Origin of the sequence: Bradyrhizobium sp. KBS0727, from assembly GCF_005937885.2 — a bacterium.
Classification (GTDB): Bacteria; Pseudomonadota; Alphaproteobacteria; order Rhizobiales; family Xanthobacteraceae; genus Bradyrhizobium.
This window is the reverse complement of sequence record NZ_CP042176.1, coordinates 6,298,411-6,322,635: the sequence shown is the minus strand read 5'-3', so window position 1 is coordinate 6,322,635 and position 24,225 is coordinate 6,298,411. Positions and strand designations below refer to the sequence as shown.

Below are 24,225 nucleotides of genomic sequence, written 5' to 3'. Positions count from 1 at the left end.
ACGTAAACGACCTCGCCCGAGGGACGAGGTCGTTGATTTTGTTTGGAATTTTCAGCTGCCTGCCGACGGCAGGGATTAACGGGTGATGACCCGCCGCTGCTGTTGCTGCGGCCGACGGCCGACCGGTGCCGGCGGTGTCAAGGACGGCGCGCCGAACAACCGCTCGAAGAACGAGGGGCCGGAAGAGGTGGTGTCGCTGGCGAAGCTGACGCCGGCCGGCAGGCTGGAGCCCGGCGGACGCGAATAACTCGGCTGCGCATGCGCGACCATGTTTTCGAGGTCCTTGCTGCGGCTGCCCTTGAGCAGCGACAGCATGGCGGCGTCGCGGCCATAGACGTCCTTGCGGATCTGCAGCTTGCCGGCGTCGTCCACGAACGCGGTCTGATAGGTGATGTTGACCGGGATCGGCGTCGGGAACTTGAGGTCGATCTCGCTGTGGCCGTACATGCCGCGGATCTTCTCGGGCGTGTAGCGTTCGTTCGGCATGGTGATGTTGAGCAGGGTCGCGGCGTACTGGTCCGGATTCTGCACCCGCATGCAGCCGTGGCTGTAAGCGCGATCTTCCTTGGCGAACAGGTTCTTGTCCGGCGTGTCGTGCTGATAGACTAGGAACTTGTTCGGGAAGTTGAAGCGGATGCGGCCGAGCGCGTTGGCTTCACCGGGCGGCTGCGAAATGTGGATGCTGCCGTCGCGGGCGCGCTCAAGCTTCAGACCCATGCGCTCGAGCACGGTCGGGTCCTGCTGCAAGGCGGGCAGATATTCGTTGTAGATGATCGACGGCGGCACGTTCCATGTCGGGTTGACGGTGATGAACTTCATCGTTTCCGTCAGCAGCGGCGTGGCATGCTGGCCCGGCTTTCCGGTCACCACGCGGGTGGTCCAGACCTGGGCGCCGTTCTGCATCACTTTCAGCGTGTAGTCGGGAATGTTCAGGATGACGTAGGCATTGCCGATGTTCGCTGCGCCAAGCTGACGCGGCAGCCAGCGCCAGCGCTCCATGTTGACGATGACGGTGTCGATCTGCTTGTCACGCTTCGGGCTGTTGATCGCCTTCACGGTGCGCTCGTCGAGCACGCCGGTGGGCTTCAGCTCGACGCTCTCCTGGAACTTGCGCACGGCCTCGGCGACCTTGGCGTCGTAATGGGTGTCGTCGGCGTTCTCGGTGATGCCTAGCTTGGCGCGCAGTTGCGGCACGCGCGGATCTTCCACCGCTACGCCGGGCTGCTTCTTGGTGCCGGCCTTGAAGGCCAGCGCCGGACCATCGGCGATCTGCACCACCGGTCCATCGCCCTGGCCGCGCAATTCGGCGAGCTTCGCCCTCAGTTCCTTGTAGAGCTTGTGCGGCGGGTTGTAGCCGTCGAGCGCGGCGGAAGCGTCCTTGGCGGTCGAGATGTTGGCCAGCACTTCGGCGGCATCGGTCGGGTGCTCGGGATAGAGAATGTCGGCCGAGACCTGCGACCAGTGCATGCGGCCGCTCTGGGCCTGGCGGGCATAGTCCAGCATGCTGGCGGTCAGCTTCAGCTCGGCATCGGCGAGCTGGTCCGGCGAGGTGGCAGCCGCGAAATCCGGCGGCGCGTAGTCGGCCGGGTTCAGGCCTTCGGCGGCAGCGTCCTTCAGCCGGGCAATCACGCCCTTGGCGCTGGCGGTCAATTGACCGGCCTGGGTCCACTGCGGCGCGTATTCACGGGCCGAGTAGAACTTCTCGACAGCCGCGCGCTCCGCCTTGCGGTCGAAATAGCGCAGCGACTTTCCGCCGAGCATGTCGCGCAGTTTGTCGGCGACCGGCTGATCGGCCGGGGCCACATTGCTCGCAGCCTTCACCGGCTCCTTGGCAGGTTCGGCGGCGGGTGCCGTGGCGGTCGCCGCCGGAGGCGTCGTCGCGGTGTCGTCGGTCTTGGCGGCAGGCGCGGTGACGATCTCGGCCGGCTTGGGTTCGGTCGCCTTCGCGGTCGTGCTCGGCTCAGGGGTTGTTTCGGTCGCCTTGGATTCAGTGGCCTTGGATTCTGCAGCCTTGGCTGCATCGGGTACCGATGCGGTGGCATCGGTCTTGAAATCGCCCGGCGCCGGCGGCGGAACGTTGGCGGGTTCGGGACGAGGGACTGCCGCATCGATTGCGAGCTCGGCGGCGCTGGCGCGCGGCGTATCCGACTGGGCTGCCAGAGCCGAGGTCGCGGAAACCGCGAGGAAGGTTGCCGCGACGGCCATCAAGACGCGGTCAAATCCAGCACGGTTAGTCGAACAGTCACGCATCGTCACACCCCCTTGGGCGAAACTGCCCCGGCATGGAACAGTCGTCAGGTATCGTTGGTCACAGCTTGCGCGCTAGCGCCGGCTTCTGTCGGTTCTCACGTCGGTACGCCTGCACGCAACGAGTCAACGCAGACGATACATGTGCCCCTGTGATGCAGCCAGCGCCATGCGGGGCAACTCACGACAAACTGACCTCAAACTACCCATTGCTTTGGGTGGCGAGGTTTTGCCACGCCGCCCGCCCTTTGTCTGTCACCGGCAAGCAACGGTTCAAAGGTTCCCGAATCACCCATGCGTTTGATTCGCCGCGATCATTGCCACCGGAGCGCCACAATTGCGCTCGGTTCAATTCGCGTCTTGCGCGCCGCCTTCGGCCGCGTCGTTGGCGGCAGCCTCGTCGAGTTTGCGATAGAGTGTGGAGCGGCCGATCTTCAACCGGCGCGCGACCTCCGACATCTGTCCGCGATAATGCGAAATGGCGAAGCGGATGATCTCGTTTTCCATTTCCTCGAGCGGCCGCACCTCGCCGGTGGCGGTCAGCAGTGCAAGGCTGCCGGCGCCGGCCAGTGGCGCGATCGGTATTTCATTACCCGATACCATCGCGGGCGCCGTTGACGGCGCGAGGACCAGCGGTTCGCTATGCGAGAGCGGTGCGTCCGGTCCGGCATGGGCCGCAGCTTGCGGGAAATCCGCAAGGCCAAGCTGGTCGCTCTCGCTCATGACCACGGCGCGGTACACCGTGTTCTCGAGCTGGCGGATGTTGCCGGGCCAGTCGAGCTGGGCCAGATGCGCCACTGCCTCGCCGCTGATGCCGGAGATGGTGCGGTTTTCCTCGGCGGCAAACCGCGCGAGGAAATGCCGCAGCAGATGTGGGACGTCCTCGCGCCGCGTGCGCAAGGCCGGGATCGTCAGCGGCAACACATGCAGGCGATAGAACAGGTCTTCGCGGAACGCGCCGTTCTTGACGAGATCGAGCAGCCTGCGGTTGGTCGCCGAAATGATGCGAACGTCGACCTTTACCGGCTTGCGGCCGCCGACGGCCTCAACCGTGCCCTCCTGCAGCGCACGAAGCAGCTTCACTTGCGCAGCCAGCGGCAATTCGCCGACTTCGTCGAGAAACAGCGTGCCGCCCGAGGCCTCGACGAACTTGCCCATATGGCGTTCGGTGGCGCCGGTGAACGCGCCCTTCTCGTGGCCGAACAGGATCGATTCCACGAGGTTGTCGGGGATGGCGCCGCAGTTGACGGCGACAAAGGGTTTGGCCTTGCGCTCGCTCGTGCCATGGATGGCGCGGGCGAACAATTCCTTGCCGACGCCGGATTCCCCCTCGATCAGCACCGGAATGCTGGACGCTGCCGCCTTCTGCGCGGTGCGCAGCACGCCGGCCATGGTTTCGCTGCGGGTGATGATGTCGGCGAAGGTGAGACGGCCTTCGCGGCTGTGCTTGATACGCTGCAATTCGCCCTTGAGCGCACTGGTGTTGAGCGCGTTACGCAACGACACCTGCAGCCGTTCGAAGCCGGCCGGCTTGACCACGAAATCCTGGGCGCCGGCGCGCATCGCCGAAACCACATTGTCGATGCCGCCATGGGCGGTCTGCACGATGACGGGGATGTTCAGGCCGGCGTCGCGCATCTTCGCGAGCACGCCGAGGCCATCGAGGCCGGGCATCACGAGGTCCAGCACGACGGCGTCGATCACCGGGGCGTCGGAGGCGGTCAGCAGGGCCAGCGCGGCGTCGCCGCTCTCGACGACGAGGGGCTCGTAACCGCACTTCTGCACCATGTTTTCAACCAATCGGCGCTGTACCGCGTCGTCATCGGCAATCAAAATGGTGGCAGCCATGGTTTTCCCCGCACGTTACAACTATCTGTCTCGAATCGGGGCACTCTCGCCGATGCCGATTAACGCACTCTTAAACGTTGCCGTCCCGCTCTGTTTCCGCCGACATAGCCTTAACGACTGAACACAGGTTTCGAACAAGATGATCTCGCGCTCCTCATCCGCTCTTCGCAAGTCGACCGCTCAACGCAAATCGACGTCCAAAAAGCCTCCAGCCAAATCCGCAGCCAAATCCAAAACCGGCAAGTTGCCGGAATGGAATCTGGCGGATCTCTATTCCGGCATCGACGCGCCCGAAATCGCGCGTGACCTGGAGAAGATGGATTCAGAATGCGTCGTGTTTGAGACGGACTACAAAGGCAAGCTGGCTGAAGGCGTTGCGCGGGAAGATGGCGGTCGCTGGCTCGCCGGGGCGGTCAGGCGCTATGAGGCGATCGATGATCTTGCCGGCCGGCTCGGCTCCTATGCCGGGCTGGTGCATGCCGGCGACAGCGTCGATCCCGCGATCTCCAAATTTTACGGCGATGTTTCCGAGCGACTGACGGCAGCGTCGTTGCACTTGCTGTTCTTCGCGCTCGAGCTCAACCGCGTTGACGATGCTGTGATCGAGCGTGCGATGCAGACGCCAGAGCTCGGTCACTACCGGCCGTGGATCGAGGACCTGCGCAAGGACAAGCCGTACCAGCTCGAAGATCGCGTCGAGCAGTTGTTTCACGAAAAGTCCCAGAGCGGTTATGCCGCCTGGAACCGGCTGTTCGATCAGACCATCTCGGGGCTGCGCTTCAAGGTCGGTGGCAAGGAGCTCGCGATCGAACCGACGCTGAACCTGTTGCAGGACCGCGCGCCGGAAAAGCGCAAGGCCGCGGGGCAGGCGCTGGCAAAGACCTTCAAGGACAATGAGCGGACCTTCGCGCTCATCACCAATACGCTAGCCAAGGATAAGGAGATTTCCGATCGCTGGCGCGGCTTTCAGGACGTGGCGGATTCCCGCCACCTCAGCAACCGCGTCGAGCGCGAAGTCGTCGATGCCCTGGTCGGCTCGGTTCGCGCGGCCTATCCGCGGCTGTCGCACCGCTATTACAATCTGAAAGCCGGCTGGTTCAAAAAGAAAAAGCTCGCGCATTGGGACCGCAACGCGCCGCTGCCGTTCGCGGCGACCGGCACCATCGCCTGGCCCGAGGCGCAGAAGATGGTGCTGACGGCGTATCGCGGTTTCTCCGGCGAGATGGCCGATATCGCCGAGCGGTTTTTCACCGATCGCTGGATCGACGCGCCGGTGCGGCCCGGCAAGGCGCCCGGCGCGTTCTCGCACCCGACCACGCCGTCGGCGCATCCTTACGTGCTGATGAATTACCAGGGCAAGCCGCGCGACGTGATGACGTTGGCGCATGAACTCGGCCACGGCGTGCATCAGGTGCTGGCGGCGAAGAACGGCGCGCTGATGGCGCCGACGCCGCTGACGCTGGCGGAAACAGCCAGCGTGTTCGGCGAGATGCTGACCTTCAGGCGGCTGTTGTCAGAAACCAAAAACGCCAAACAGCGCCAGGCGCTGCTCGCCGGCAAGGTCGAGGACATGATCAACACCGTGGTGCGGCAGGTCGCGTTCTATTCGTTCGAGCGTGCCATCCACACTGAGCGCAAGAACGGCGAACTGACTGCGCAACGCATCGGCGAGATCTGGCTCAGCGTGCAAGGCGAGAGCCTTGGGCCGGCGATCGACATCCGCCCGGGATACGAGAACTTCTGGATGTATATCCCGCACTTCATCCATTCGCCGTTCTACGTCTATGCCTATGCGTTCGGCGATTGCCTGGTGAACTCGCTTTACGCGGTCTACGAGAATGCCGCCGACGGCTTCGCCGAGCGCTATCTGGCGATGCTCGCCGCCGGCGGCACGAAGCATTATTCCGAGTTGCTCAAGCCGTTCGGGCTCGATGCCAGGGACCCCAAATTCTGGGACGGCGGGCTGTCCGTGATCGCGGGCATGATCGACGAACTGGAGGCGATGGGCTGAGGCCGCGCAGGGGCGTAAAACATTTGTTGAACGGTGGGTGTAATTCTGTTATACAATTTGTATAACGGAGAATACGCCATGAACAAAAAACCGCGCGGCTTGAGCGAGGCCCCTCGCGAATACAAGCTTGAGGACAACGCCCTTCAAATTCGGAAGATTGGCAATTCGGTTGGCGTGATCCTGCCGAAAGAGCTTCTTGCCCGGCTTAATCTCAAAGAGGGGGACAAATTCTATCCGGTTGAGCAACCGGACGGCAGCTTGCGCCTTTCGCCGTTCAACCCCAAGCATGCGCGAACCATGGAAATCGCTCGCAAGGTCATGCACGAATACCGCGATACGTTCGCTGCGCTCGCAAAATGAGTGAGCCGATCTGGCTCGATGTCGACGAAGTCGTCGACATGCATGCGGAGCAACTGGCGATATTCGGTGGATCGGAAGGCATCCGGGATCAGGGCCTTCTCGACACGGCGGTCCTGAGGCCAGTCAACCAATGGAATGACGGGCAAAAGGATATGGCTGCATTCGCCGCAGCCTACGCGTTCGGTCTCGCCCGTAACCATGCGTTTGTGGACGGCAACAAGCGTATTGCGTTCCACGCCATGATGGTCTTCCTGCGCGGCAACGATATACCTTTTGCTCCCGAGCCAGCGCACGCCACCGCCATCATCCTCTCCCTTGCCGCAGGTGAGGTCAGCGAGGAAAGCCTGACCCGCTGGATCCGTGACAATTGGCCGTCCGAATGACCCGATAAGCGGGAATCCGGCCCCGTCCGGCGTTGCCCTTGCAGGCGCTTTGCGCTATTTCGACGCTGGAATCCGATCTTTGACTGGGGACACCGATGGCTGATCATAACGAAGTTGCCTACACCACCGCCGACGGCAACGACTATCCGGCCCATGAGCAGACCTACGAAGGCTTCATCATGCTGGTCAAATATGGCACTGTGGCCGTTGTCATCATCGTTGCCCTGATGGGCTATTTCCTGACCTGACCCCCTCCCTGCGCTGCCAATGAGGGCGCGATCTGAAAATTTGCATCTCGTCCGGTTGCGAAACCGGTATCCTGGCTGGCGGAAATAACGCTAGTTTGCTTGCGCGCGCGCTTCTCGCGCCGCCGGAGGGCCCATGAAGATTGCCGTTGCCAAGGAAATCGATCCGTCCGAACCGCGGGTCGCCGCTTCCCCCGACACCGTGAAGAAATTCAAGGCGTTGGGCGTCGATATCGCGATCGAGCCGGGCGCGGGCATCAAGTCGGGCCTGCCGGACTCCGAATTCACCGCGGTCGGCGCCACCGTCAGCGCCGACGCCCTGAAGGACGCCGACATCATCATCAAGGTGAAGCGGCCCGAGGCCTCGGAGCTTGCGCAGTACAAGCGCGGCGCGCTGGTCATCGCCATCATGGATCCCTATGGCAACGATGCTGCGCTGAAGGCGATGGCGGATGCCGGCATTTCGGCGTTTGCGATGGAATTGATGCCGCGCATCACCCGCGCGCAGGTGATGGACGTGTTGTCGAGTCAGGCCAACCTTGCGGGTTACCGCGCCGTGATCGAGGCAGCCGAGGCCTTTGGCCGCGCCTTTCCGATGATGATGACCGCGGCCGGCACCATTCCGGCGGCAAAAGTCTTCGTCATGGGCGTCGGCGTTGCCGGCCTGCAGGCGATTGCAACGGCGCGACGGCTAGGTGCCGTCGTCACCGCGACCGACGTGCGGCCGGCAACCAAGGAGCAGGTTGAATCGCTCGGCGCCAAATTCCTCGCGGTCGAGGACGAGGAATTCAAGAACGCCCAGACCGCCGGCGGCTACGCCAAGGAAATGTCGAAAGAATACCAGGCCAAGCAGGCCGCGCTCACCGCCGAGCACGTCAAGAAACAGGACATCGTGATCACGACCGCCCTGATCCCGGGCCGGCCGGCGCCAAAACTCGTCAGCGCCGAGATGGTGAAGTCGATGAAGCCCGGTTCGGTGCTGGTCGACCTTGCCGTCGAGCGCGGCGGCAATGTCGAGGGTGCCAAGGCCGGTGAGGTCGCGGATGTCGGCGGCATCAAGATCGTCGGTTACACCAATGTCGCGGGCCGGGTGGCGCAATCCGCCTCCAGCCTTTACGCGCGCAACCTGTTTAACTTCATCGAGACCATGATCGACAAGCCCAACAAGACGCTCGCGGTCAATTGGGACGACGAACTGGTGAAAGCCACCGCGCTCACCAAGGACGGCGCCGTCATCCACCCGAACTTCCAGCCGAAAGCGTAAGGAGAGAAGCCATGGAGCACATCGCCCAAGTCGTCGATCCCTTTGTATTCCGGCTGTCGATTTTTGTCCTCGCGGTGTTCGTCGGCTATTTCGTGGTCTGGTCGGTGACCCCGGCGCTGCATACGCCGCTGATGTCGGTGACGAATGCGATCTCCTCGGTGATCGTGGTCGGCGCGCTGCTCGCGGTCGGCGTCGGCATGATTTCGAGCGGCTCGGGCTGGGCGCGGGGCTTCGGCTTCATCGCGCTGATCTTCGCCTGCGTGAATATTTTCGGCGGCTTCCTTGTCACCCAGCGCATGCTGGCGATGTACAAGAAGAAGGCCAGGTAAATGACGAGTGATAGGCGTGCACCTCGTGGTGACGAAGACAATGGGGACCTGAGATGAACGCCAATCTGGCAGCTGTTCTTTATCTCGTGGCGGGTGTGCTGTTCATCCTGTCGCTGCGCGGGCTGTCCAGTCCGGCCAGCTCCCGGCAGGGCAACTTCTTCGGCATGGTCGGCATGGGCATTGCGGTGGTGACCACCCTCGCCAGCCATCCGCCGGCCGACAGTGTCGCCTGGATCCTGGTCGTTCTCGGCATCGCCATCGGCGGCTCGATCGGCGCCGTGATTGCGCGCCGGGTGCCGATGACCTCGATGCCGGAACTGGTCGCTGCCTTCCACTCGCTGGTCGGCATGGCCGCGGTGCTGGTCGCCGCCGGCGCGTTCTACGCGCCCGAAGCCTTCGACATCGGCACGCCCGGCCACATCCATGCCCAGAGCCTGGTCGAAATGTCGCTCGGCGTCGCCATCGGCGCGCTGACGTTTACCGGCTCGGTGATCGCGTTCCTGAAACTGTCGGCACGGATGAGCGGCGCGCCGATCATCCTGCCAGGGCGTCATTACATCAACATCGCGCTGGCGCTGGCGCTGGTGTTCTTCATCGTCGGCCTCGTGATGTCGGGCAGCGCGCTCGACTTCTGGCTGATCACCATCATCGCGCTGGCGCTCGGCGTGCTGATGATCATTCCGATCGGCGGCGCCGACATGCCGGTCGTGATCTCGATGCTGAATTCCTATTCCGGCTGGGCCGCGGCCGGCATCGGCTTCACGCTCGGCAATTCGGCGCTGATCATCACCGGCGCGCTGGTCGGTTCTTCCGGCGCGATCCTGTCCTACATCATGTGCCACGCGATGAACCGTTCCTTCATCTCGGTCATCCTCGGCGGCTTCGGCGGTGAGACCGCGGCGGCGGGCGGCGGTGGCGGCGGTGAACAGAAGCCCGTCAAGCTCGGTTCGGCCGACGATGCGGCGTTCATCATGAAGAATGCGCAGAAGGTCATCATCGTGCCCGGCTACGGCATGGCGGTGGCGCAGGCCCAGCACGCGCTGCGCGAAATGGGCGACATCCTGAAGAAGGAAGGCGTCGAGGTGAAGTACGCGATTCACCCTGTCGCCGGCCGCATGCCTGGCCACATGAACGTGCTGCTGGCGGAAGCCAACGTGCCCTATGACGAGGTGTTCGAACTCGAGGACATCAACTCCGAATTCGCGCAGGCGGATATCGCCTTCGTGATCGGCGCCAACGACGTCACCAACCCGGCCGCCGAGGAAGACAAGAGCTCGCCGATCTACGGCATGCCGGTGCTGCAGGTCTGGAAGGCCGGCACCGTGATGTTCATCAAGCGCTCGCTGGCTTCGGGCTATGCCGGCATCGACAATCCCCTGTTCTACCGCGACAACACCATGATGCTGCTCGGCGACGCCAAGAAGGTCACCGAGAGCATCGTCAAGGCGATGTAAGGTTTTGACCTGCGGACGGGACTGATGACCGTCCTGAAATGGCTCCTGATTGTCGTTTCGGTCGGTTATGCCGTCGGTCTCGTTGTGCTGTTCTTTGCGCAGCGCTCGTTCCTGTTTCCGGTTCCGACCGTTGTGCGCACGTCGCCGCAGCAGGCGGGCTTTGGCGAAGCGGAAGAGCATGTGCTGGGCACGGCAGACGGTGAGAAGGTCATCGTCTGGCACGTCCCGGCAAAGCCCGGCCATCCGGTCGTGCTCTACTTCCACGGCAACGGCGATTTTCTCGCCGGCTTCTTCGGCCGCTTTCACGACCTGATTTCCGACGGCACCGGCGTCGTTGCACTGTCCTATCGCGGCTATGCCGGCTCGAGCGGGCAGCCAAGCGAGCGCGGACTGTTGATGGATGCGGCAGCCGCCTATGACTTTACGGCCGCCCTCTATGGCACTGAGCGGATTGTGGTCTGGGGTTTCTCGCTTGGCACCGGCGTTGCGGTGGCGCTGGCGGCCGAACAGAAGGTCGCGCGGCTGATCCTGGAGGCGCCCTATAGCTCGATCGCGGACGTGGCCGCCGCCGCCTTCTGGTTCGCGCCGGTGCGGCTGGTGCTGCGGGACCCGTTCCGTTCAGATGCGCGGATTGCAGGGGTCAAGGTTTCCTCCCTGTTCATGCATGGCGGGCGCGATGCCACCATTCCCATCCGCTTCGGCGAACGGCTGTTTGCGCTGGCGAATGAACCGAAGCGGTTCGTCCGCTTTCCGGAAGGCAGCCACAATGATCTCGACAATTTCGGCGCGGTTGAAACCGCGCGTCGATTCGTCGACGCTGCAAGCGGCTGACGTCTGCTATGGTGGTTGCATCGTCCATTCACGGGCCTTTGAGGGATTGATCGCATGAGCGCACACGGACCGATGCCGAAATCGGCGTGGATATTTCCAGCCCTTGCGGTCGCTCTCTTTGCCGTCGCCACCGGCCTTGGATTGACATTCACGCCATCGGCGGCCGGGTTGGTGTTCGCGGCCGTGCTGCTGTCGATCCTGTTCGGGACGGTGTTCGCGGCCGTGCATCATGCCGAGGTCATCGCCGAGCGGATCGGCGAGCCCTATGGCACGCTGCTGTTGACGCTCGCCGTCACCATCATCGAGGTCGCATTGATCGCCACCATCATGCTCGGCGACAAGCCGGTGCCGGCGCTGGCCCGCGACACCGTGTTCGCGGTTGTCATGATCGTGTGCAACGGCCTCGTCGGCCTCTGCATCTTCATTGGCGGGCTACGCTTCAAGGAGCAGGATTTCCAGGTCTCGGGCACCAACCTGTATCTCAGCGTGTTGTTCGTGATGGCGACGATCACGCTGATCATGCCCAATTACGCCCTGACGGCGCCCGGGCCGATCTATTCGGCAGCCCAGCTCGGCTTCGTCAGTGTCGTGACGCTGCTTCTCTACGGCGTTTTTCTCTACACCCAGACCATCCGGCATCGCGATTATTTCATCAACGAAGCCGCCGATGCCTCGACCGAAGGATCACAGCTCTCGAACCGGATGCTGGTCGTGAGTATTGCGCTGCTGCTGGTCTCGCTGCTGGCGGTGGTGCTGCTGGCAAAGAAATTCTCGCTGGTGGTCGATATCACCATTGCCAGCATTGGTGCGCCGCCGGCCTTTGCCGGCGTGGTGGTAGCGCTGCTGATCCTGCTGCCGGAGGGCGTCGCGGCCGTTACCGCCGCCCGCAGGAACGATCTTCAGAAGAGCATCAACCTCGCACTGGGCTCCTCGCTCGCCACCATCGGGCTGACCGTGCCCGCGGTGGCGGTCGCGGCCTACACGCTCGACAAGCAACTGGTACTCGGGCTCAACGCCCAGGAGATGGTGCTGCTGGTGCTGACCTTCATCATCAGCATGCTCACCTTTGGCACCGGCCGCACCAACATCCTGTTCGGGCTGGTGCATATGGTGGTGTTTGCCGTGTTCCTGTTCATGGTATTCGTGCCGTAACGTCCCGGAAATCGCACTTCTCGGAAATTACCTGGAGTACCCCACGATGCTCAGCGCCAAATCCGACGTTCAGGTCGACACCCCCGAAGTCCGCGTCACCGAATGGCGGCTCGCGCCCGGCAGCGCGACCGGCCATCACACCCATGGCATGGACTACGTGATCGTGCCGGTGACCGCGGGCGAGATGACCATCGTGGCGCCCAATGGCGAACGCTCCAAGGCGCAGCTCGGGGTCGGAAAGTCCTATTTCCGCAAAGCCGGCGTCCAGCACGACGTGCTCAACGAGACCGCGACCGAGATCGTGTTTCTGGAGGTCGAACTGAAGCCCTGACCCGCCTCCGACCGGCGTCGAGGGGCCGGCGTCACATCCCGGGAGCAGCCTCCAACTACACGAAACGTTGCGGGGATAGGCCAATTGCCACCGATCCGTCGCAGTTGATCCCTCAATATGCCCAGAAGTTCCCGCATCAAGGACACGCGGGGAGTGGCCGGAATGCTGAATTACCTGAAGAAATTTGCGTTGGACATCCTGCCCTCGGTGGCGGCGACGATCATCGGGGCGTACATCGTCAACCATTACATCGTGACCAAGCCGGGCGCCGACGCCCCTGTCGCGGCCGCCGTGTCGGCTGCTGACCCCAAGGGGGTCGAGCCCAAGGGCGAGAGCAAGGCTGCTGACGCGAAGCCGGCCGAGGCCGCGGACGTCGGCAATCTCCCGGCTGCGGGGGTCAAGGCCAAGGGCGTTTCCGAGAAGAGCCTGATGGAAAGGACCGCCGCCGAACGGCCGACGGTGGTCGAAAAGGCGCAAGACAAGGATAAGGCCGAGGCGAAGGCTGACGTAAAATCCGCCGATGCCCCCGTCGAGACCGCCAGCATTCCCGCCGATCCGCGCCGTCACGCGGCCGCGCCGCGTGAAAAAGAACGTGAAAAAGAAAAAGTAAGGGTCGTGCTGCCGTCGCTGGTGCAGCCCGTCACGCCTGCCGCCGCCCCGGTTGCGGCCGCGCCTGCACCTGTACCGCCGGTCGAGGCCGCCGTTGTGCCGGAAGAGCGCCGCGATGCCAACGACCTGGCGCGCGCCGCCATCGAGCGTCTGCGCGGCAATGGCGACGCCTCACCGCGTGTGCAAGAGACCTCACGTGAGGCTTCACGTGCCGTCGATGCGCCCCGCGTCGTGACGGCGCCTGCGACGGCCGGGCCTGCCGTGCGGCCGCTGCCGCCGCCGATCATGGTTTCGGCGCCGCCGGCGGATGCCTATGGTCAGGGATCGTCACAGCCGCGGCCGCCTTACGCGGCCAATGCCGGGTCCGCCGATCCGAGCCGTCCGACACCGCCGGCCGAGATTCCGGTTTCCCGGCCGCTCGACCTTCGTGCCGAGGCCGCGGAGCCGTCCGTGCGCGAGCGGACCTCGGCGGTTGCCGAAGACATGCTGTCGACGGCGAAATCCCTCTTCCACGCCGTCCTGCCGAAGTAATCCAGACGTAGCGTTTTCGAGCGAAGTGGTTTCCGGTTCGCGTAAAGAAAACGCGTCGAGAACAAGAGCTATCGCGCTTTAAGCGAAGCATGCCGTCGGACTTGATCCGAGGGTGGTCACCGGTTCGCGTGAAGACAACGCGCCGAGAATCAGAACTAGCCGCCGGTGCGCGCGAGGCCGTTTCGCGCGGCTTCGTCTCTCGGGCGCAGCGCGAGTGCGCGGTTGTAGGAAGCGGACGCGTTGACCTTGTCGCCCAGCCGCTCATAGGCGGCGCCACGGGCTGACCAGGCTGCTGCACTGTTCGGGTCAGCCTGCACCGCCTCGTCGAGATCGACGACCGCTTCCTTGACCTTGTCGAGTGCGAAGTAGCTGTTCGCGCGGGCCAGCAGCGGCTCGGCCTTCTGCGGCGACAGGCCATTGGCCGCGGTAAAGTCCTCGATCGCCTGCTGATGTTCCTTTGCGCCCTGATGGATCAGGCCGCGGCCGTAGAGCGCCGGCACGTTGTAGGGATCGACCGCGAGCGCCCGATCGAATTCCGCAAGCGCTTCTTCGTTCTTGCCGGATTTGGCGAGGACCTGGCCGCGCATCGCGTAGCCCTGGGCGTCGGCAACGCTGAGGGCGCCGGTATTGTCGGCAGGTTTTGGCTCGGCCTGCTGCTGCGGCTTTTCCTTGTCCGATCCCCACGATCCGAGATCGAACGAGCAGCCGCCAAGCGGCAGCGAACATATCATCGCCACCAAAATGCCCGGCGCCGGCGCGTGGCGCCGGAAACGCAAAACTCCGGAGGAGGGCGGGGGCGCCGGGTGGGCCATTACGGGAAATGCTCGCGCTAATCCGGCATTGGTAACCCGCCGTAGCGCAAAATGCATCAGCGGCTATGGCAGCAAGAGCTGGAACGGGCTTTGCGGACGGAAACCGCGCAGGATCGCGTGGCACCAAAAAATAACGCGGGCGCAAGGCCCGCGTTATCGTATTTCAAGATCCGCGTAACTGTTCAGCGCGGCGGGCGACCTGCACCCGGGCCACCACGGCCGCCGGCGGCAGCACCGCGCTCGCCACCGGGACCAGCGCCGAACACCGGCTTCGGCTTCATCGGCAGCAGGCCTTCGCGCTGCAGCTTCTTGCGGGCCAGCTTGCGCGCGCGGCGCACGGCTTCGGCCTTTTCACGGGCCTTCTTTTCGGACGGCTTTTCGTAATGGCCGCGGAGCTTCATCTCGCGGAAAATACCCTCGCGCTGCATCTTCTTCTTCAGCGCCTTGAGAGCTTGGTCGACATTGTTATCGCGGACGAGAACCTGCACGCGGCATCCTCTTTCAATTGATCGGATAGGAATTCTGGTAAAGCAAAGGGCTGGCAAAAGGCCTAGCCCTTAACCCTGAGGGCGGCGATGTACCAGACAAATTCGGGAATGTCCACCTGAGAAGGCGGATTTGAGCCAAGGAAAGGCACGAAATTCAAACAAATTCGGCCCGTACGCCCCCGATTCAGCGGGTTGGATATCTTCTGCGGGGCCGTTACTAGTTAGTTCCAACGATTTAAAAAGCAGCACGGGGAGGCGACCAATGAATGCCAAAAAATATGCCGCCGAGGCGATCGGAACCTTTTGGCTTACCTTTGCGGGTTGCGGCAGCGCCGTCATCGCTGCGGGCTTTCCGCAGGTCGGTATCGGCCTGGTCGGCGTGTCGCTGGCGTTCGGCCTGAGCGTCGTGACGATGGCTTATGCGATCGGCCATGTGTCGGGTTGCCATCTCAATCCTGCCGTGACGGTCGGCCTTGCCGCGGGCGGGCGTTTTCCGGCCGGCCAGATCCTGCCCTATGTGATTGCACAGGTCGTTGGGGCGATCGTCGCCGCCGCGCTGCTCTATGTGATCGCAAGTGGCGCTGCCGGATTCGATGTCACCAAGGGTTTTGCGTCGAATGGCTATGACGCCCATTCACCCGGTGGATACAGCCTGGTGGCCTGCTTCATCACCGAGGTGGTGATGACCATGATGTTCCTGTTCATCATTATGGGTGCCACTCACGGCAAGGCGCCCGCGGGCTTTGCGCCGCTGGCGATCGGATTGGCGCTGGTGATGATCCATCTCGTCAGCATCCCCGTCACCAACACCTCGGTGAACCCGGCGCGCAGCACCGGGCCGGCGCTGTTCGTCGGTGGATGGGCGCTGGCGCAGCTCTGGCTGTTCTGGATCGCACCGCTGATCGGCGGCGTGCTCGGCGGCGTGATCTATCGCTGGCTCAGCGACGAGCCGGCCGGCACGGTAGAGGGCAAGTAAAAAGTGTAGCTGCGATTGCCGGCTATGCTTTGGAAAGCGGGGCCACTTCGGTGACATGGCCCATCTTGCGACCCGGCCGCGGCGGCCCCTTGCCGTAGAGGTGCAAGGTTGCGCCGGGGACCGTCAGCCACTGCTCGTAGCTCAGGATATCGTCACCGATCAGGTTGGTCATGGTGACCGGGCCGTAGCGGACCGGCTTGCCGAGCGGCCAGCCGGCGATCGCCCGGATGTGCTGCTCGAATTGCGAGATCGAGGCGCCGTCCAGCGTCCAGTGCCCGGAATTGTGCACCCGCGGCGCGATCTCGTTGACCAGCACGTGCGGGCCGCCGTTGCCGGCGACCACGAACATCTCGACGGCGAGCACGCCGACATAGTCCAGCGCATCGGCGATTCGGCCCGCGATGTCGCGCGCCGACGCCGCCAGTTCATCCGATATCGCGGCCGGTGCGCGCGAAATCTTCAGGATGTGGTCGCGGTGTTCGTTTTCAGTGACGTCGTAACACTCGACATGGCCGTCCGCCGAGCGTGCGGCGATCACGGAGATCTCGCGCTCGAATGGAATGAAGGCCTCGAGGATCGCGGACTTGGTGCCGAGCTCTTCCCAGACCCGGCCGGGATCATCGCCCTCGCGGATGATCGCCTGGCCCTTGCCGTCATAGCCGAAGCGGCGGGTCTTGATGACGGCGGGCAGGCCGATGCGCGCGATCGCGGTGCGCAAGGTCTCGGCCGACGACACGTCGGCGTAGTCGGCGGTGCCGATGCCGAGCCGCTTGATGAAGTCCTTCTCGACCAGCCGGTCCTGTGTGGTCTCCAGGATCTTCTGCGCGGGCAGCACCGGGCGGCGTGCGGCCAGCACCATCGCGGTCGCGGCCGGCACGTTCTCGAATTCATAGGTGATGACGTCGACGTCGTTGGCGAACAGTTCCAGCGCTTCGACGTCGGCATATTCCGCGCAGGTCGCGTGCTGCACCACGTCGAAGGCGGGTGAATCCGGATCGGGCGAGAACACCTGGCTTTTCAGCCCGAGCCGCGCCGCCGCCATGGCCAGCATCCGGCCCAATTGTCCGCCGCCGAGAATTCCGATGGTGTCGCCCGGCTTCAGCTTCACGGGATGGGAAGCCGTCACGCCGAACCCTCCGGACGCTCTTTGACGGCGTCGGTCTGCTGCTTGCGCCACGCGGCCAAACGCTGCGCCAGCGCCGGGTCGTTCAGCGCCAGCACCGAGGCTGCAAGCAGCGCGGCGTTGATGGCGCCGGCTTTGCCGATAGCGAGCGTGCCGACGGGAACGCCGGCCGGCATCTGCACGATCGAGTAGAGCGAATCGATCCCCGACAGCGCCTTGGATTCGACGGGAACGCCGAACACCGGAAGTTCCGTCAGCGCCGCCGCCATGCCCGGCAGGTGGGCCGCACCGCCCGCGCCGGCGATGATAATCTTGAAGCCTTCGGCCTTGGCGCCCTTGGCGAAGGCGAACAGCCGATCCGGGGTCCGGTGCGCCGAAACGATGCGTTTTTCGCAATCGACCCCGAGCGCTGTCAGCGTCTCGGCGGCGTGGCGCATGGTCTCCCAGTCCGACTGGCTTCCCATAATGATGGCGATGGGTGCGGTCATTTCGTCAATTCTGTTCGGGAATCCAGAAACATAGGCCGCATTATAGGGGCGGCCCGGGCGCCATCCAAGGCGTGGCAAGGGGTCCGGAATGGACTATCCTGTCTTGGTGAATCCGGGCAAGCCTTCATAAGCAAGCCTGCACAGGGAAGGCCATGACGAAGAAAACCAGGGCGACCGCCTCGAAGGGCCCAAAACGCCCCAAAAGCGCGGGCGCGGGGCAAAAAGCCGCACCGCGCCGCAAGGCCACGCCCACCCTCCGCTCGCCAGCCGCCTCGGCGGACCAGCGATCGACGATTCGGCGGTTGAAAGCGCAATTGGCGCGGGCTGAGGCGCGAATCGAGGAACTGCAGGCATTCGCCGATACGGACTTCCTGCTCGGTATTCCGAACCGGCGTGGCTTCGAACGGGAACTTCATCGTTCGATCGCCTACATCAAGCGCTATCGCGCCGGCGGCGCCTTGATCGTGCTCGACGTCGATCGCCTGAAGCCGATCAACGATGCCTTTGGACATGCCGCGGGCGATCAGGTGCTCAAGGCCATCGTCACCACGCTGCTGGGACAGGTGCGCTCGTCCGACGTGATCGGCCGGCTCGGCGGCGACGAGTTCGCGCTGCTGTTGTGGCATCTCAGCGAGACCGATGCCAAGGCCAAGGCCGCCGCGCTGGAGGAGATGATCGACCGGCTCTCCTTCGTTTTCCGTGGCCGCACCATTTCGGCGGGCGCCTCCGCCGGTGTCGCCATCCTCGACAGCCATTCGGAGGCCGGCCGCGCGCTCGAAGCCGCCGACAGCGCGATGTATGTGCGCAAGGCGCAGCGGCGCCATGAAAGCTGAAGCGTTATCGCGCGAAGCGGGTGCCGGTTCGCGTCAAGAAAACGCGTGCAACAAAGCAGCAATTACAGCCCGCTGAGATCGTCCGGCACGCTGCCGAACTTGCGCAGCAGTTGCGCGTCGCCGAATTCGCCGATCATGGGATCGCCGGTGCGGCTGAATGCGACCGCACCGATGCTGCCGGGCGTGCGCGACAGGATCTCGGCGCGACGCAACGCCATTGTCGAGCTCTGACATTCTTCCGCGGCGCCCGCGACCGGCGAGCCGCTGTCGTCCTGCAGGAACGGCATCGCGACGTAATAGGTGACATCAGCCATTTGGATCGCTCCTTGATTTGGATCGCTCCTTGATCGCCCGGTTTCAGGCCGCGTTGCTGCTCGAATATTTTGCCGGCACGCAGCCGGCGGCAACGGCGGCCTGCAATTCCTCCAGCTCGGTCTCCAGATATTCGTTGGCCATGATCAGCGCCTTGATGGTCGAGCGCAGATTGCCGTCGCACATCGCTATGGCCTGATCGCAGGCCTGCTCGTAGCGGCTGTTGTCGGACAGGGATGACGGGGCGGATATGGCAAAACTCCCTTGGCTGGCGGCGAGGAAATATGTTCCTCTTTTGTTCTCGTGAAGTCAAGCTGTGGAGTGGGACGATCTGACGGCCGCGAGGCCGGTCGGCGGCGGCGGCCGATCAGGATCACCGCGACGTCTGTCCTTGTGGATGTCGGGGAAAAGGATTTGCCGGGAAGGGCAGGCGATTTTGCCCGAGCCGCATTGCCTCAAACGGTTCGCAGCCCTGCGGCAGGTTGACCCAGGTTGCCGAACCCTCGGGTTCGTCATTCCGGAGCGATGTAGAGCACAAACTACGATGCGCAGTTGCGCATCTCAGACTCTCGAGATTCCGCAATGCGCAACTGCGCATCTGAGGTTCGCCCTGACGAGCGCCCGGAAAGACGGCCAACTATCAGGCGATGATATCCGGGGTGATCTGGTCTTCGATGAAGGCGATGCGGTCGCGCAGTTGCAGCTTGCGTTTCTTCAGCCGCTGCAGTCGCAGCAGGTCCGGCGCCGGCGATTGATGCAGCGCGTCGATTGCCGCGTCGAGATCGCGATGCTCCTGCTGCAGTCTGGCAAGTTCGTTTTCGAGCTCGCGCTCATCTTCGTCGGTCATGGTGTACGCTAGCTGGAGAGCACGATGAGGTTGTGAACGATTTTGCGGAAGCTGGCGGTAAATATCGTCCCTGCGGGGCCGCTCCGCAAGCTGACCGGGTTCCATACTCACGATTGGTTACAGATAAATCCGAAAATATGAGAGGCCCGATTCTGGATACCCATCGACAGATTCGGCTGCTGGTGTACACTCCGTCGTCCGGATCGAATCTGAGGTTTCACCCACCGAGGAGATTTCGTATGGCTCTACAGGCGCATCTTGTTGAACTTGAACGTAAACACAAGATCCTCGAAAGCGAATTGCACGAAGCGCTCGTGCATCTATCCACAGACGATTTGCAAATTGTCGAGTTGAAGCGCCGCAAGTTGATGGTCAAGGACCAGATCGAGCGGTTGAGAAATACCAGCAGCGAAACGCTGCACTAGCCGACTTCCCCCGCAGGTATCGAGAACGGCACTTCATCGCAGGATGGGCGCTGACGCGCTCATCCGCTGAAGGTTTGCGTTTCTCTAAGCATTGCGTTCGCAGCGATCGCCAGAAGCGACGATCGTTTGCAGATCTGCAGTCTATGGATTTGCCAGTCCGCCGACATGGTCTGCGATGGCGAGCGAGGACGTCAGGCCCGGCGATTCAATACCGAACAGGTTAATCAGTCCGGTGACGCCGTGGTCGCGTGGTCCCTGGATCAGGAAATCCTGCGTGGCGACCGCGGGTGGCACGATCTTCGGTCGGATTCCGGAATAGCTCGGCATCAGCGCTCCGTCCGGCAGCGTCGGCCAATAGCGCCGGATCGCGGGATAAAATTTTTCCGCACGCGCGGGGTCGACCGCGTAATCGATGCTCTCGACCCATTCCACGTCGGGGCCGAAGCGAGCCTGGCCGGCCATGTCGAGCGTGAGGTGCACCCCGAGACCGCCGGGCTCCGGCACCGGATAGATCAGGCGTGAAAACGGCGCCCGCGCGTTGCAGCTGAAATAGTTTCCCTTGGCGAGATAGGCGCACGGAATCAATTCGACCGGCATGCCCTCGATGCCGCGCGCCACCGCGGGTGCGCCAAGTCCGGCCGCGTTGACCAGGAGATCGCAGGCAAGCGTCATCGGCGCGTCGCCGCCGGCTTCGATCTCGATGCGGCCTGCGTTCGCCCGCGCGCGCAGCAGCGGCGTATGGAACGCGTAGGCAGCACCTGCCGCTTCCGCATCGCCCTTCAACGCCAGCATGTAGGCGTGGCTGTCGATGATGCCGGTGGAGGGCGACAGCAGCGCCGCGTCGCAGTTCAGTGCCGGCTCCAGGGCGCGCGCCGCTTCGCCCGAAAGCAACTGCATGTCGTCGACGCCGTTGGCTTCGGCATGCGCCCGGATCGATTGCAGCTTTTCGGTTTCTTTCGGCGTGGTTGCCACGATCAGCTTGCCGCAATTGCGATGGGGAATGCCGTGATCGGCGCAATATCGGTAGAGCGCATGGCGGCCGCTGACGCACATCTGTGCCATCAGGCTGCCGGCGCGGTAGTAGATGCCGGCATGGATCACCTCGCTGTTGCGCGAGGAGGTCACCGTGCCGATGCCCTCGGCCGCTTCCAGCACGATCACTTCGCGGCCGGCCAGAGCGAGCTTGCGTGCGATCGCAAGCCCGATCACCCCCGCTCCGATGACGACGCAATCAACTCTGTCCATGTCAGCTTCAGGTCCGGGATTATGGCGCGGGATTGGGCGATGGCCGCGCCCGGTTACTATCATTCCGCCCACCGAAGTGTCCAAGCAACCCGTTGGTTTGCCTTGATATACGCCTTAGCGCGGTCCCGTTAGTGAAGCATTAATCATGTCCGGGCAATTGCCGCAATTTATGTCACATTTTTGAGTTGCAAGGGTACGCGTTTACCCGATCCAAACCCGCCAAGCCAGACACTCCGCCCGCAAATCCGCGGGTGAGTGATGACTGGCAAGAATTGGCAGGCAGGCGGGAAGAATTCGATTCCGGCGCAGGCCGTCATGTGCCTGTTTGCCGCCGCTGTGCCGTGCGGATCGGCTTGGAGCGCGCCGTTGTCCGGCGGCTTTGCGCCGGCAAGCTATATCGGCGCGCTCGATCCCAATCTGGTCTGGGAATTCCTGATCGGCGGCATCGTCGTCGCGTCCTTTCTCGGTGCGGCCGGAATCTGGGTGCTGAGTGCGTTGCGCAAGTCACGGCGTGCCAAATTGCGGCGCAACGCGTTCATCAGTTCCGCCCTGAACAATCTCAATCAGGGCGTGATAATGTCCGACGCGCAGGGCCGCGTCGTCTTCTGCAACGACCGCCTGCTCGACATCTACGGATTCACGCGCGCCGACATCGCAAGCTGCAAGACCGGCCGGGACCTGGTCGAGTTGCGGCGTTCGCGCGGCCTGTTGAATCTCACCGTCGAGGAATTCGCCGCATTGGCGCGCCGTCCGGAAGGCTTCGTCACGGAAATGCCCGGCGGAAGATCGGTCCTCTCGAAGATCTTTCGATTGCCGAACGGCGGCACGATCGGAACCCATGAGGATTGTACCGAACAGCGCAACCTGTCGCGCAAGCTCGCCTCGACCACCCAGTTCCTGGAATCCGTGCTCGACAACGTTCCGGTCTGCGTCGCCGCCAAGAACATCGACGACGGCCGCTATATCTTCGCCAACCGCGCGTTCGAACGCTTCTCGCGGTTCTCCCGCGATCATATCATCGGCAAGCGCGCCGACGAGATCTTCCGGCCCGAAACCGCGAAAAGCATCGACGTCGCGGATCAATCGGCGCTGAACGCGCCGGAAGGATATCATCGCACCGAACTCATGGTCGAGCGTGGTTCCGAGAAACGAATTCTCGCCTCCAACCGGGTGGTCGCGCGCAACGAGCGCGGCGAGCCGGAGTTCCTGATCGCGCTGTTCGACGACGTCACCGAACGCCGCTCGCTGTCGCGCGAACTGGAGAACACCAAGAAGTTCCTGGAACTGGTGGTCGACAACATTCCGGTGTCGCTGATCGTCGAGCGCGTCAGTGACGGGCGCTACCTGCTCGCCAACCGCAGCGCGGAAACCATCCTCAATCGCCGCCGCGAGGATGCCACCGGGCTGACCGCGGCCGATATCTTCAATCCCAGGGAAGCGAAGCTGATCATCGCGCGCGACGAAGCCGCGATCAAGAAGCGCGGCCTGCTCACCGAGGAGCATCCGATCTCCACCAAGGACGGCTTGCGGCTGTTCCTGACCCGCCGCATGACCGTGCTCGACGATGCCGGCGAACCGCAATATCTGATCAAGACCCATGAGGACGTCACCGACCGCCGCCAGACCGAGTCGCGGATGGCGCACATGGCCTATCACGACGGACTGACCGATCTGCCGAACCGCGCCGCCTTCCTGCAGGCGCTGGCCCAGATGATCGAGGCCTGCGCCGGCACCGACGAGGAATTCGCGGTGTTGTGCGTCGACCTCGACGGACTGAAGGAAGTCAACGACGTCTTCGGCCACGCCATGGGCGACAAGCTCCTGATCGAGGTCGCGCGCCGCATCCAGGCTTCCGCCCGCGGCGGCGTGGTGGCCCGGCTCTCCGGTGATGAGTTCGGCCTGATCATCGACGGCAAGCAGCCGGAGGCCGGCAAGGCGCTGGCCGAAAAGCTCGCCGAGGCGCTGTCGAACGAATTCCCGATTGACGGCAAGTCGGTCCGCACCGGCGTCACCACCGGCATCTCGGTGTTTCCGCATAATGGCGCGGATGCGGCCTCGCTGCTTGCCAATGCCGGCGCCGCGCTGTTCCGCGCCAAGGCGAAATCGCGCGGCTCGATCAGCCTGTTCGAACCCGAGATGGACCAGCAGATCCGCGACCGCCGGGTGCTGCACCAGGATCTTTCGGTCGCGATCAGGAACGGCGAGCTGTCGCTGTACTACCAGCCGCAGGCCACCTCGGGCGCGACGGTCGCCAGCAGCGAGATCATCGGTTTCGAGGCGCTGGCGCGCTGGCAGCATCCGCTGCGCGGCTTCGTGTCGCCTGCCGATTTCATTCCGCTCGCCGAGGAAAGCGGCCTGATCGTCGAAATGGGCCAGTGGATCCTGCGCGAAGCCTGCCGTGAGGCGGCCTCTTGGTCGGTGCCGCTGCAGATCGCCGTCAACCTGTCGCCAGCCCAGTTCATGCACGGCGACGTGGTCAGCCTGGTGCATTCGATCCTGCTCGAAACCGGGCTGGCGCCGGACCGGCTCGAACTCGAAATCACCGAGGGCGTGCTGATCGAGGACTTCGACCGCGGTCTGGCATTGTTGCGACGGCTGAAGGCGCTCGGGGTGCGGATCTCGATGGACGATTTCGGTTCCGGCTATTCCTCGCTCAGCTATTTGCAGGCGTTCCCGTTCGACAAGATCAAGATCGATCGCGCCTTTGTCATGAACCTCGGGCGCAACCCGCAATCGGCGGCGATCGTTCGCGCCGTCATCGATCTCGGCCATGGCCTCGAAATGTCGATCGTCGCCGAGGGCGTCGAGACCCAGGAACAGCTCAGCTTCCTGTCGGAAGAGGGCTGCGACGCGGTGCAGGGCTATTTCATCGGCAAGCCGTTCCCGATCGGACAATACGCCGCCCTGGTCGGCCGCGGCGATGGCATTGTCGTGGAGCCTACACGCAAGACCGGCTAGATCGTTTTCCAGCAAAGCACGCTCTCGGACTTGATCCGTGGATGGAAACCGGTTCGCGTCAAGAAAACGCGTCAAATCAAAAATCTGGAGCCCCGTTCCGATTCCATCGGAACGCAAACGGCT

Annotated in this window: 25 protein-coding genes; 15 read left to right on the top strand and 10 right to left on the bottom strand. The window is 63.5% G+C overall.

The genetic code is table 11. From position 1 onward, the window contains the following. Positions 1-75: 75 nt before the first annotated feature. Positions 76-2,250 (bottom strand): L,D-transpeptidase family protein, encoded by a 2,175-nt coding sequence (locus FFI89_RS29545; RefSeq protein WP_138831024.1) that lies wholly within the window; start codon positions 2,248-2,250, stop codon positions 76-78. A 345-nt stretch (positions 2,251-2,595) separates the two neighbouring features. Further along, the gene (locus tag FFI89_RS29540) at positions 2,596-4,095 is read right to left on the bottom strand and encodes a sigma-54 dependent transcriptional regulator (RefSeq protein ID WP_138831023.1); all 1,500 of its coding nucleotides are present in this window, start codon (positions 4,093-4,095) and stop codon (positions 2,596-2,598) included. A gap of 139 nt (positions 4,096-4,234) precedes the next feature. On the opposite strand from FFI89_RS29540, the gene FFI89_RS29535 reads away from it, so the two are divergent. From FFI89_RS29535 to FFI89_RS29485, 11 genes are all read left to right on the top strand, one after another. Further along, a complete protein-coding gene (locus tag FFI89_RS29535; protein WP_138831022.1) occupies positions 4,235-6,106 on the top strand; it encodes a M3 family oligoendopeptidase in 1,872 nt (623 codons plus the stop codon). Positions 6,107-6,184: 78 nt separating this feature from the next. Further along, positions 6,185-6,466: an AbrB/MazE/SpoVT family DNA-binding domain-containing protein gene (locus FFI89_RS29530; protein ID WP_138831021.1), complete on the top strand. Its 282-nt coding sequence runs from the start codon at positions 6,185-6,187 to the stop codon at positions 6,464-6,466. Then, positions 6,463-6,849, top strand: a complete 387-nt coding sequence (locus tag FFI89_RS29525) for a type II toxin-antitoxin system death-on-curing family toxin (protein ID WP_138831020.1) — start codon at positions 6,463-6,465, stop codon at positions 6,847-6,849. The genes FFI89_RS29530 and FFI89_RS29525 overlap by 4 nt, the downstream gene beginning before the upstream one ends. A gap of 95 nt (positions 6,850-6,944) precedes the next feature. Further along, positions 6,945-7,097, top strand: a complete 153-nt coding sequence (locus tag FFI89_RS29520; protein WP_138831019.1) for an aa3-type cytochrome c oxidase subunit IV — start codon at positions 6,945-6,947, stop codon at positions 7,095-7,097. Between the two features lie 133 nt (positions 7,098-7,230). Next, positions 7,231-8,358: a Re/Si-specific NAD(P)(+) transhydrogenase subunit alpha gene (locus FFI89_RS29515; protein WP_138831018.1), complete on the top strand. Its 1,128-nt coding sequence runs from the start codon at positions 7,231-7,233 to the stop codon at positions 8,356-8,358. An 11-nt stretch (positions 8,359-8,369) separates the two neighbouring features. Further along, positions 8,370-8,687, top strand: a complete 318-nt coding sequence (locus FFI89_RS29510) for a proton-translocating transhydrogenase family protein (protein WP_138831017.1) — start codon at positions 8,370-8,372, stop codon at positions 8,685-8,687. Between the two features lie 53 nt (positions 8,688-8,740). Further along, positions 8,741-10,141, top strand: coding sequence for an NAD(P)(+) transhydrogenase (Re/Si-specific) subunit beta (locus tag FFI89_RS29505; RefSeq protein ID WP_138831016.1), 1,401 nt, complete (start codon positions 8,741-8,743; stop codon positions 10,139-10,141). Positions 10,142-10,165: 24 nt separating this feature from the next. Next, positions 10,166-10,972, top strand: coding sequence for an alpha/beta hydrolase (locus FFI89_RS29500; protein ID WP_138831015.1), 807 nt, complete (start codon positions 10,166-10,168; stop codon positions 10,970-10,972). Between the two features lie 54 nt (positions 10,973-11,026). After that, entirely contained in the window at positions 11,027-12,124 is a 1,098-nt protein-coding gene (locus tag FFI89_RS29495; RefSeq protein ID WP_138831014.1) for a calcium:proton antiporter, read from the top strand. A gap of 46 nt (positions 12,125-12,170) precedes the next feature. Then, entirely contained in the window at positions 12,171-12,455 is a 285-nt protein-coding gene (locus FFI89_RS29490) for a cupin domain-containing protein (RefSeq protein WP_138831013.1), read from the top strand. A gap of 162 nt (positions 12,456-12,617) precedes the next feature. Further along, positions 12,618-13,595, top strand: coding sequence for a hypothetical protein (locus FFI89_RS29485; RefSeq protein WP_138831012.1), 978 nt, complete (start codon positions 12,618-12,620; stop codon positions 13,593-13,595). 155 nt (positions 13,596-13,750) lie between these two features. Here FFI89_RS29485 and FFI89_RS29480 read toward each other — a convergent pair whose 3' ends face one another. Then, entirely contained in the window at positions 13,751-14,326 is a 576-nt protein-coding gene (locus FFI89_RS29480; RefSeq protein WP_246669545.1) for a tetratricopeptide repeat protein, read from the bottom strand. Between the two features lie 263 nt (positions 14,327-14,589). Continuing rightward, complete coding sequence (gene rpsU, locus FFI89_RS29475; protein ID WP_138831010.1) at positions 14,590-14,895, bottom strand: 30S ribosomal protein S21; 306 nt, start codon at positions 14,893-14,895, stop codon at positions 14,590-14,592. 262 nt (positions 14,896-15,157) lie between these two features. Between rpsU and aqpZ the strand changes: the two genes are divergently transcribed. Continuing rightward, positions 15,158-15,871 (top strand): aquaporin Z, encoded by a 714-nt coding sequence (gene aqpZ, locus FFI89_RS29470; RefSeq protein ID WP_138831009.1) that lies wholly within the window; start codon positions 15,158-15,160, stop codon positions 15,869-15,871. Positions 15,872-15,893: 22 nt separating this feature from the next. On the opposite strand, the gene FFI89_RS29465 is transcribed toward aqpZ, so the two are convergent. Beyond that, entirely contained in the window at positions 15,894-16,997 is a 1,104-nt protein-coding gene (locus FFI89_RS29465) for a 5-(carboxyamino)imidazole ribonucleotide synthase (protein ID WP_138831008.1), read from the bottom strand. After that, on the bottom strand, positions 16,994-17,482 hold the full coding sequence (gene purE, locus FFI89_RS29460; protein WP_138831007.1) for a 5-(carboxyamino)imidazole ribonucleotide mutase: 489 nt from the start codon (positions 17,480-17,482) through the stop codon (positions 16,994-16,996). The genes FFI89_RS29465 and purE overlap by 4 nt, the downstream gene beginning before the upstream one ends. Positions 17,483-17,634: 152 nt before the next feature. Between purE and FFI89_RS29455 the strand changes: the two genes are divergently transcribed. Further along, on the top strand, positions 17,635-18,315 hold the full coding sequence (locus FFI89_RS29455) for a GGDEF domain-containing protein (protein ID WP_138831006.1): 681 nt from the start codon (positions 17,635-17,637) through the stop codon (positions 18,313-18,315). A 62-nt stretch (positions 18,316-18,377) separates the two neighbouring features. Here FFI89_RS29455 and FFI89_RS29450 read toward each other — a convergent pair whose 3' ends face one another. From FFI89_RS29450 to FFI89_RS29440, 3 genes are all read right to left on the bottom strand, one after another. Next, on the bottom strand, positions 18,378-18,629 hold the full coding sequence (locus tag FFI89_RS29450) for a hypothetical protein (protein WP_074819382.1): 252 nt from the start codon (positions 18,627-18,629) through the stop codon (positions 18,378-18,380). Positions 18,630-18,672: 43 nt separating this feature from the next. Continuing rightward, a complete protein-coding gene (locus FFI89_RS29445; protein ID WP_074819380.1) occupies positions 18,673-18,879 on the bottom strand; it encodes a hypothetical protein in 207 nt (68 codons plus the stop codon). Between the two features lie 388 nt (positions 18,880-19,267). Further along, positions 19,268-19,474 (bottom strand): YdcH family protein, encoded by a 207-nt coding sequence (locus FFI89_RS29440; protein ID WP_027538800.1) that lies wholly within the window; start codon positions 19,472-19,474, stop codon positions 19,268-19,270. 239 nt (positions 19,475-19,713) lie between these two features. Here FFI89_RS29440 and FFI89_RS29435 point away from each other — a divergent pair, with 239 nt between their 5' ends. Then, positions 19,714-19,899 carry a YdcH family protein gene (locus tag FFI89_RS29435; RefSeq protein WP_138831005.1) on the top strand — a complete coding sequence of 62 codons (186 nt, stop codon included), beginning with the start codon at positions 19,714-19,716 and terminating at the stop codon, positions 19,897-19,899. Positions 19,900-20,040: 141 nt separating this feature from the next. Here FFI89_RS29435 and FFI89_RS29430 read toward each other — a convergent pair whose 3' ends face one another. Beyond that, positions 20,041-21,144: an NAD(P)/FAD-dependent oxidoreductase gene (locus tag FFI89_RS29430; RefSeq protein ID WP_138831004.1), complete on the bottom strand. Its 1,104-nt coding sequence runs from the start codon at positions 21,142-21,144 to the stop codon at positions 20,041-20,043. A gap of 258 nt (positions 21,145-21,402) precedes the next feature. Between FFI89_RS29430 and FFI89_RS29425 the strand changes: the two genes are divergently transcribed. Further along, positions 21,403-24,102, top strand: coding sequence for an EAL domain-containing protein (locus tag FFI89_RS29425; RefSeq protein ID WP_138831003.1), 2,700 nt, complete (start codon positions 21,403-21,405; stop codon positions 24,100-24,102). Positions 24,103-24,225 lie beyond the last annotated feature (123 nt).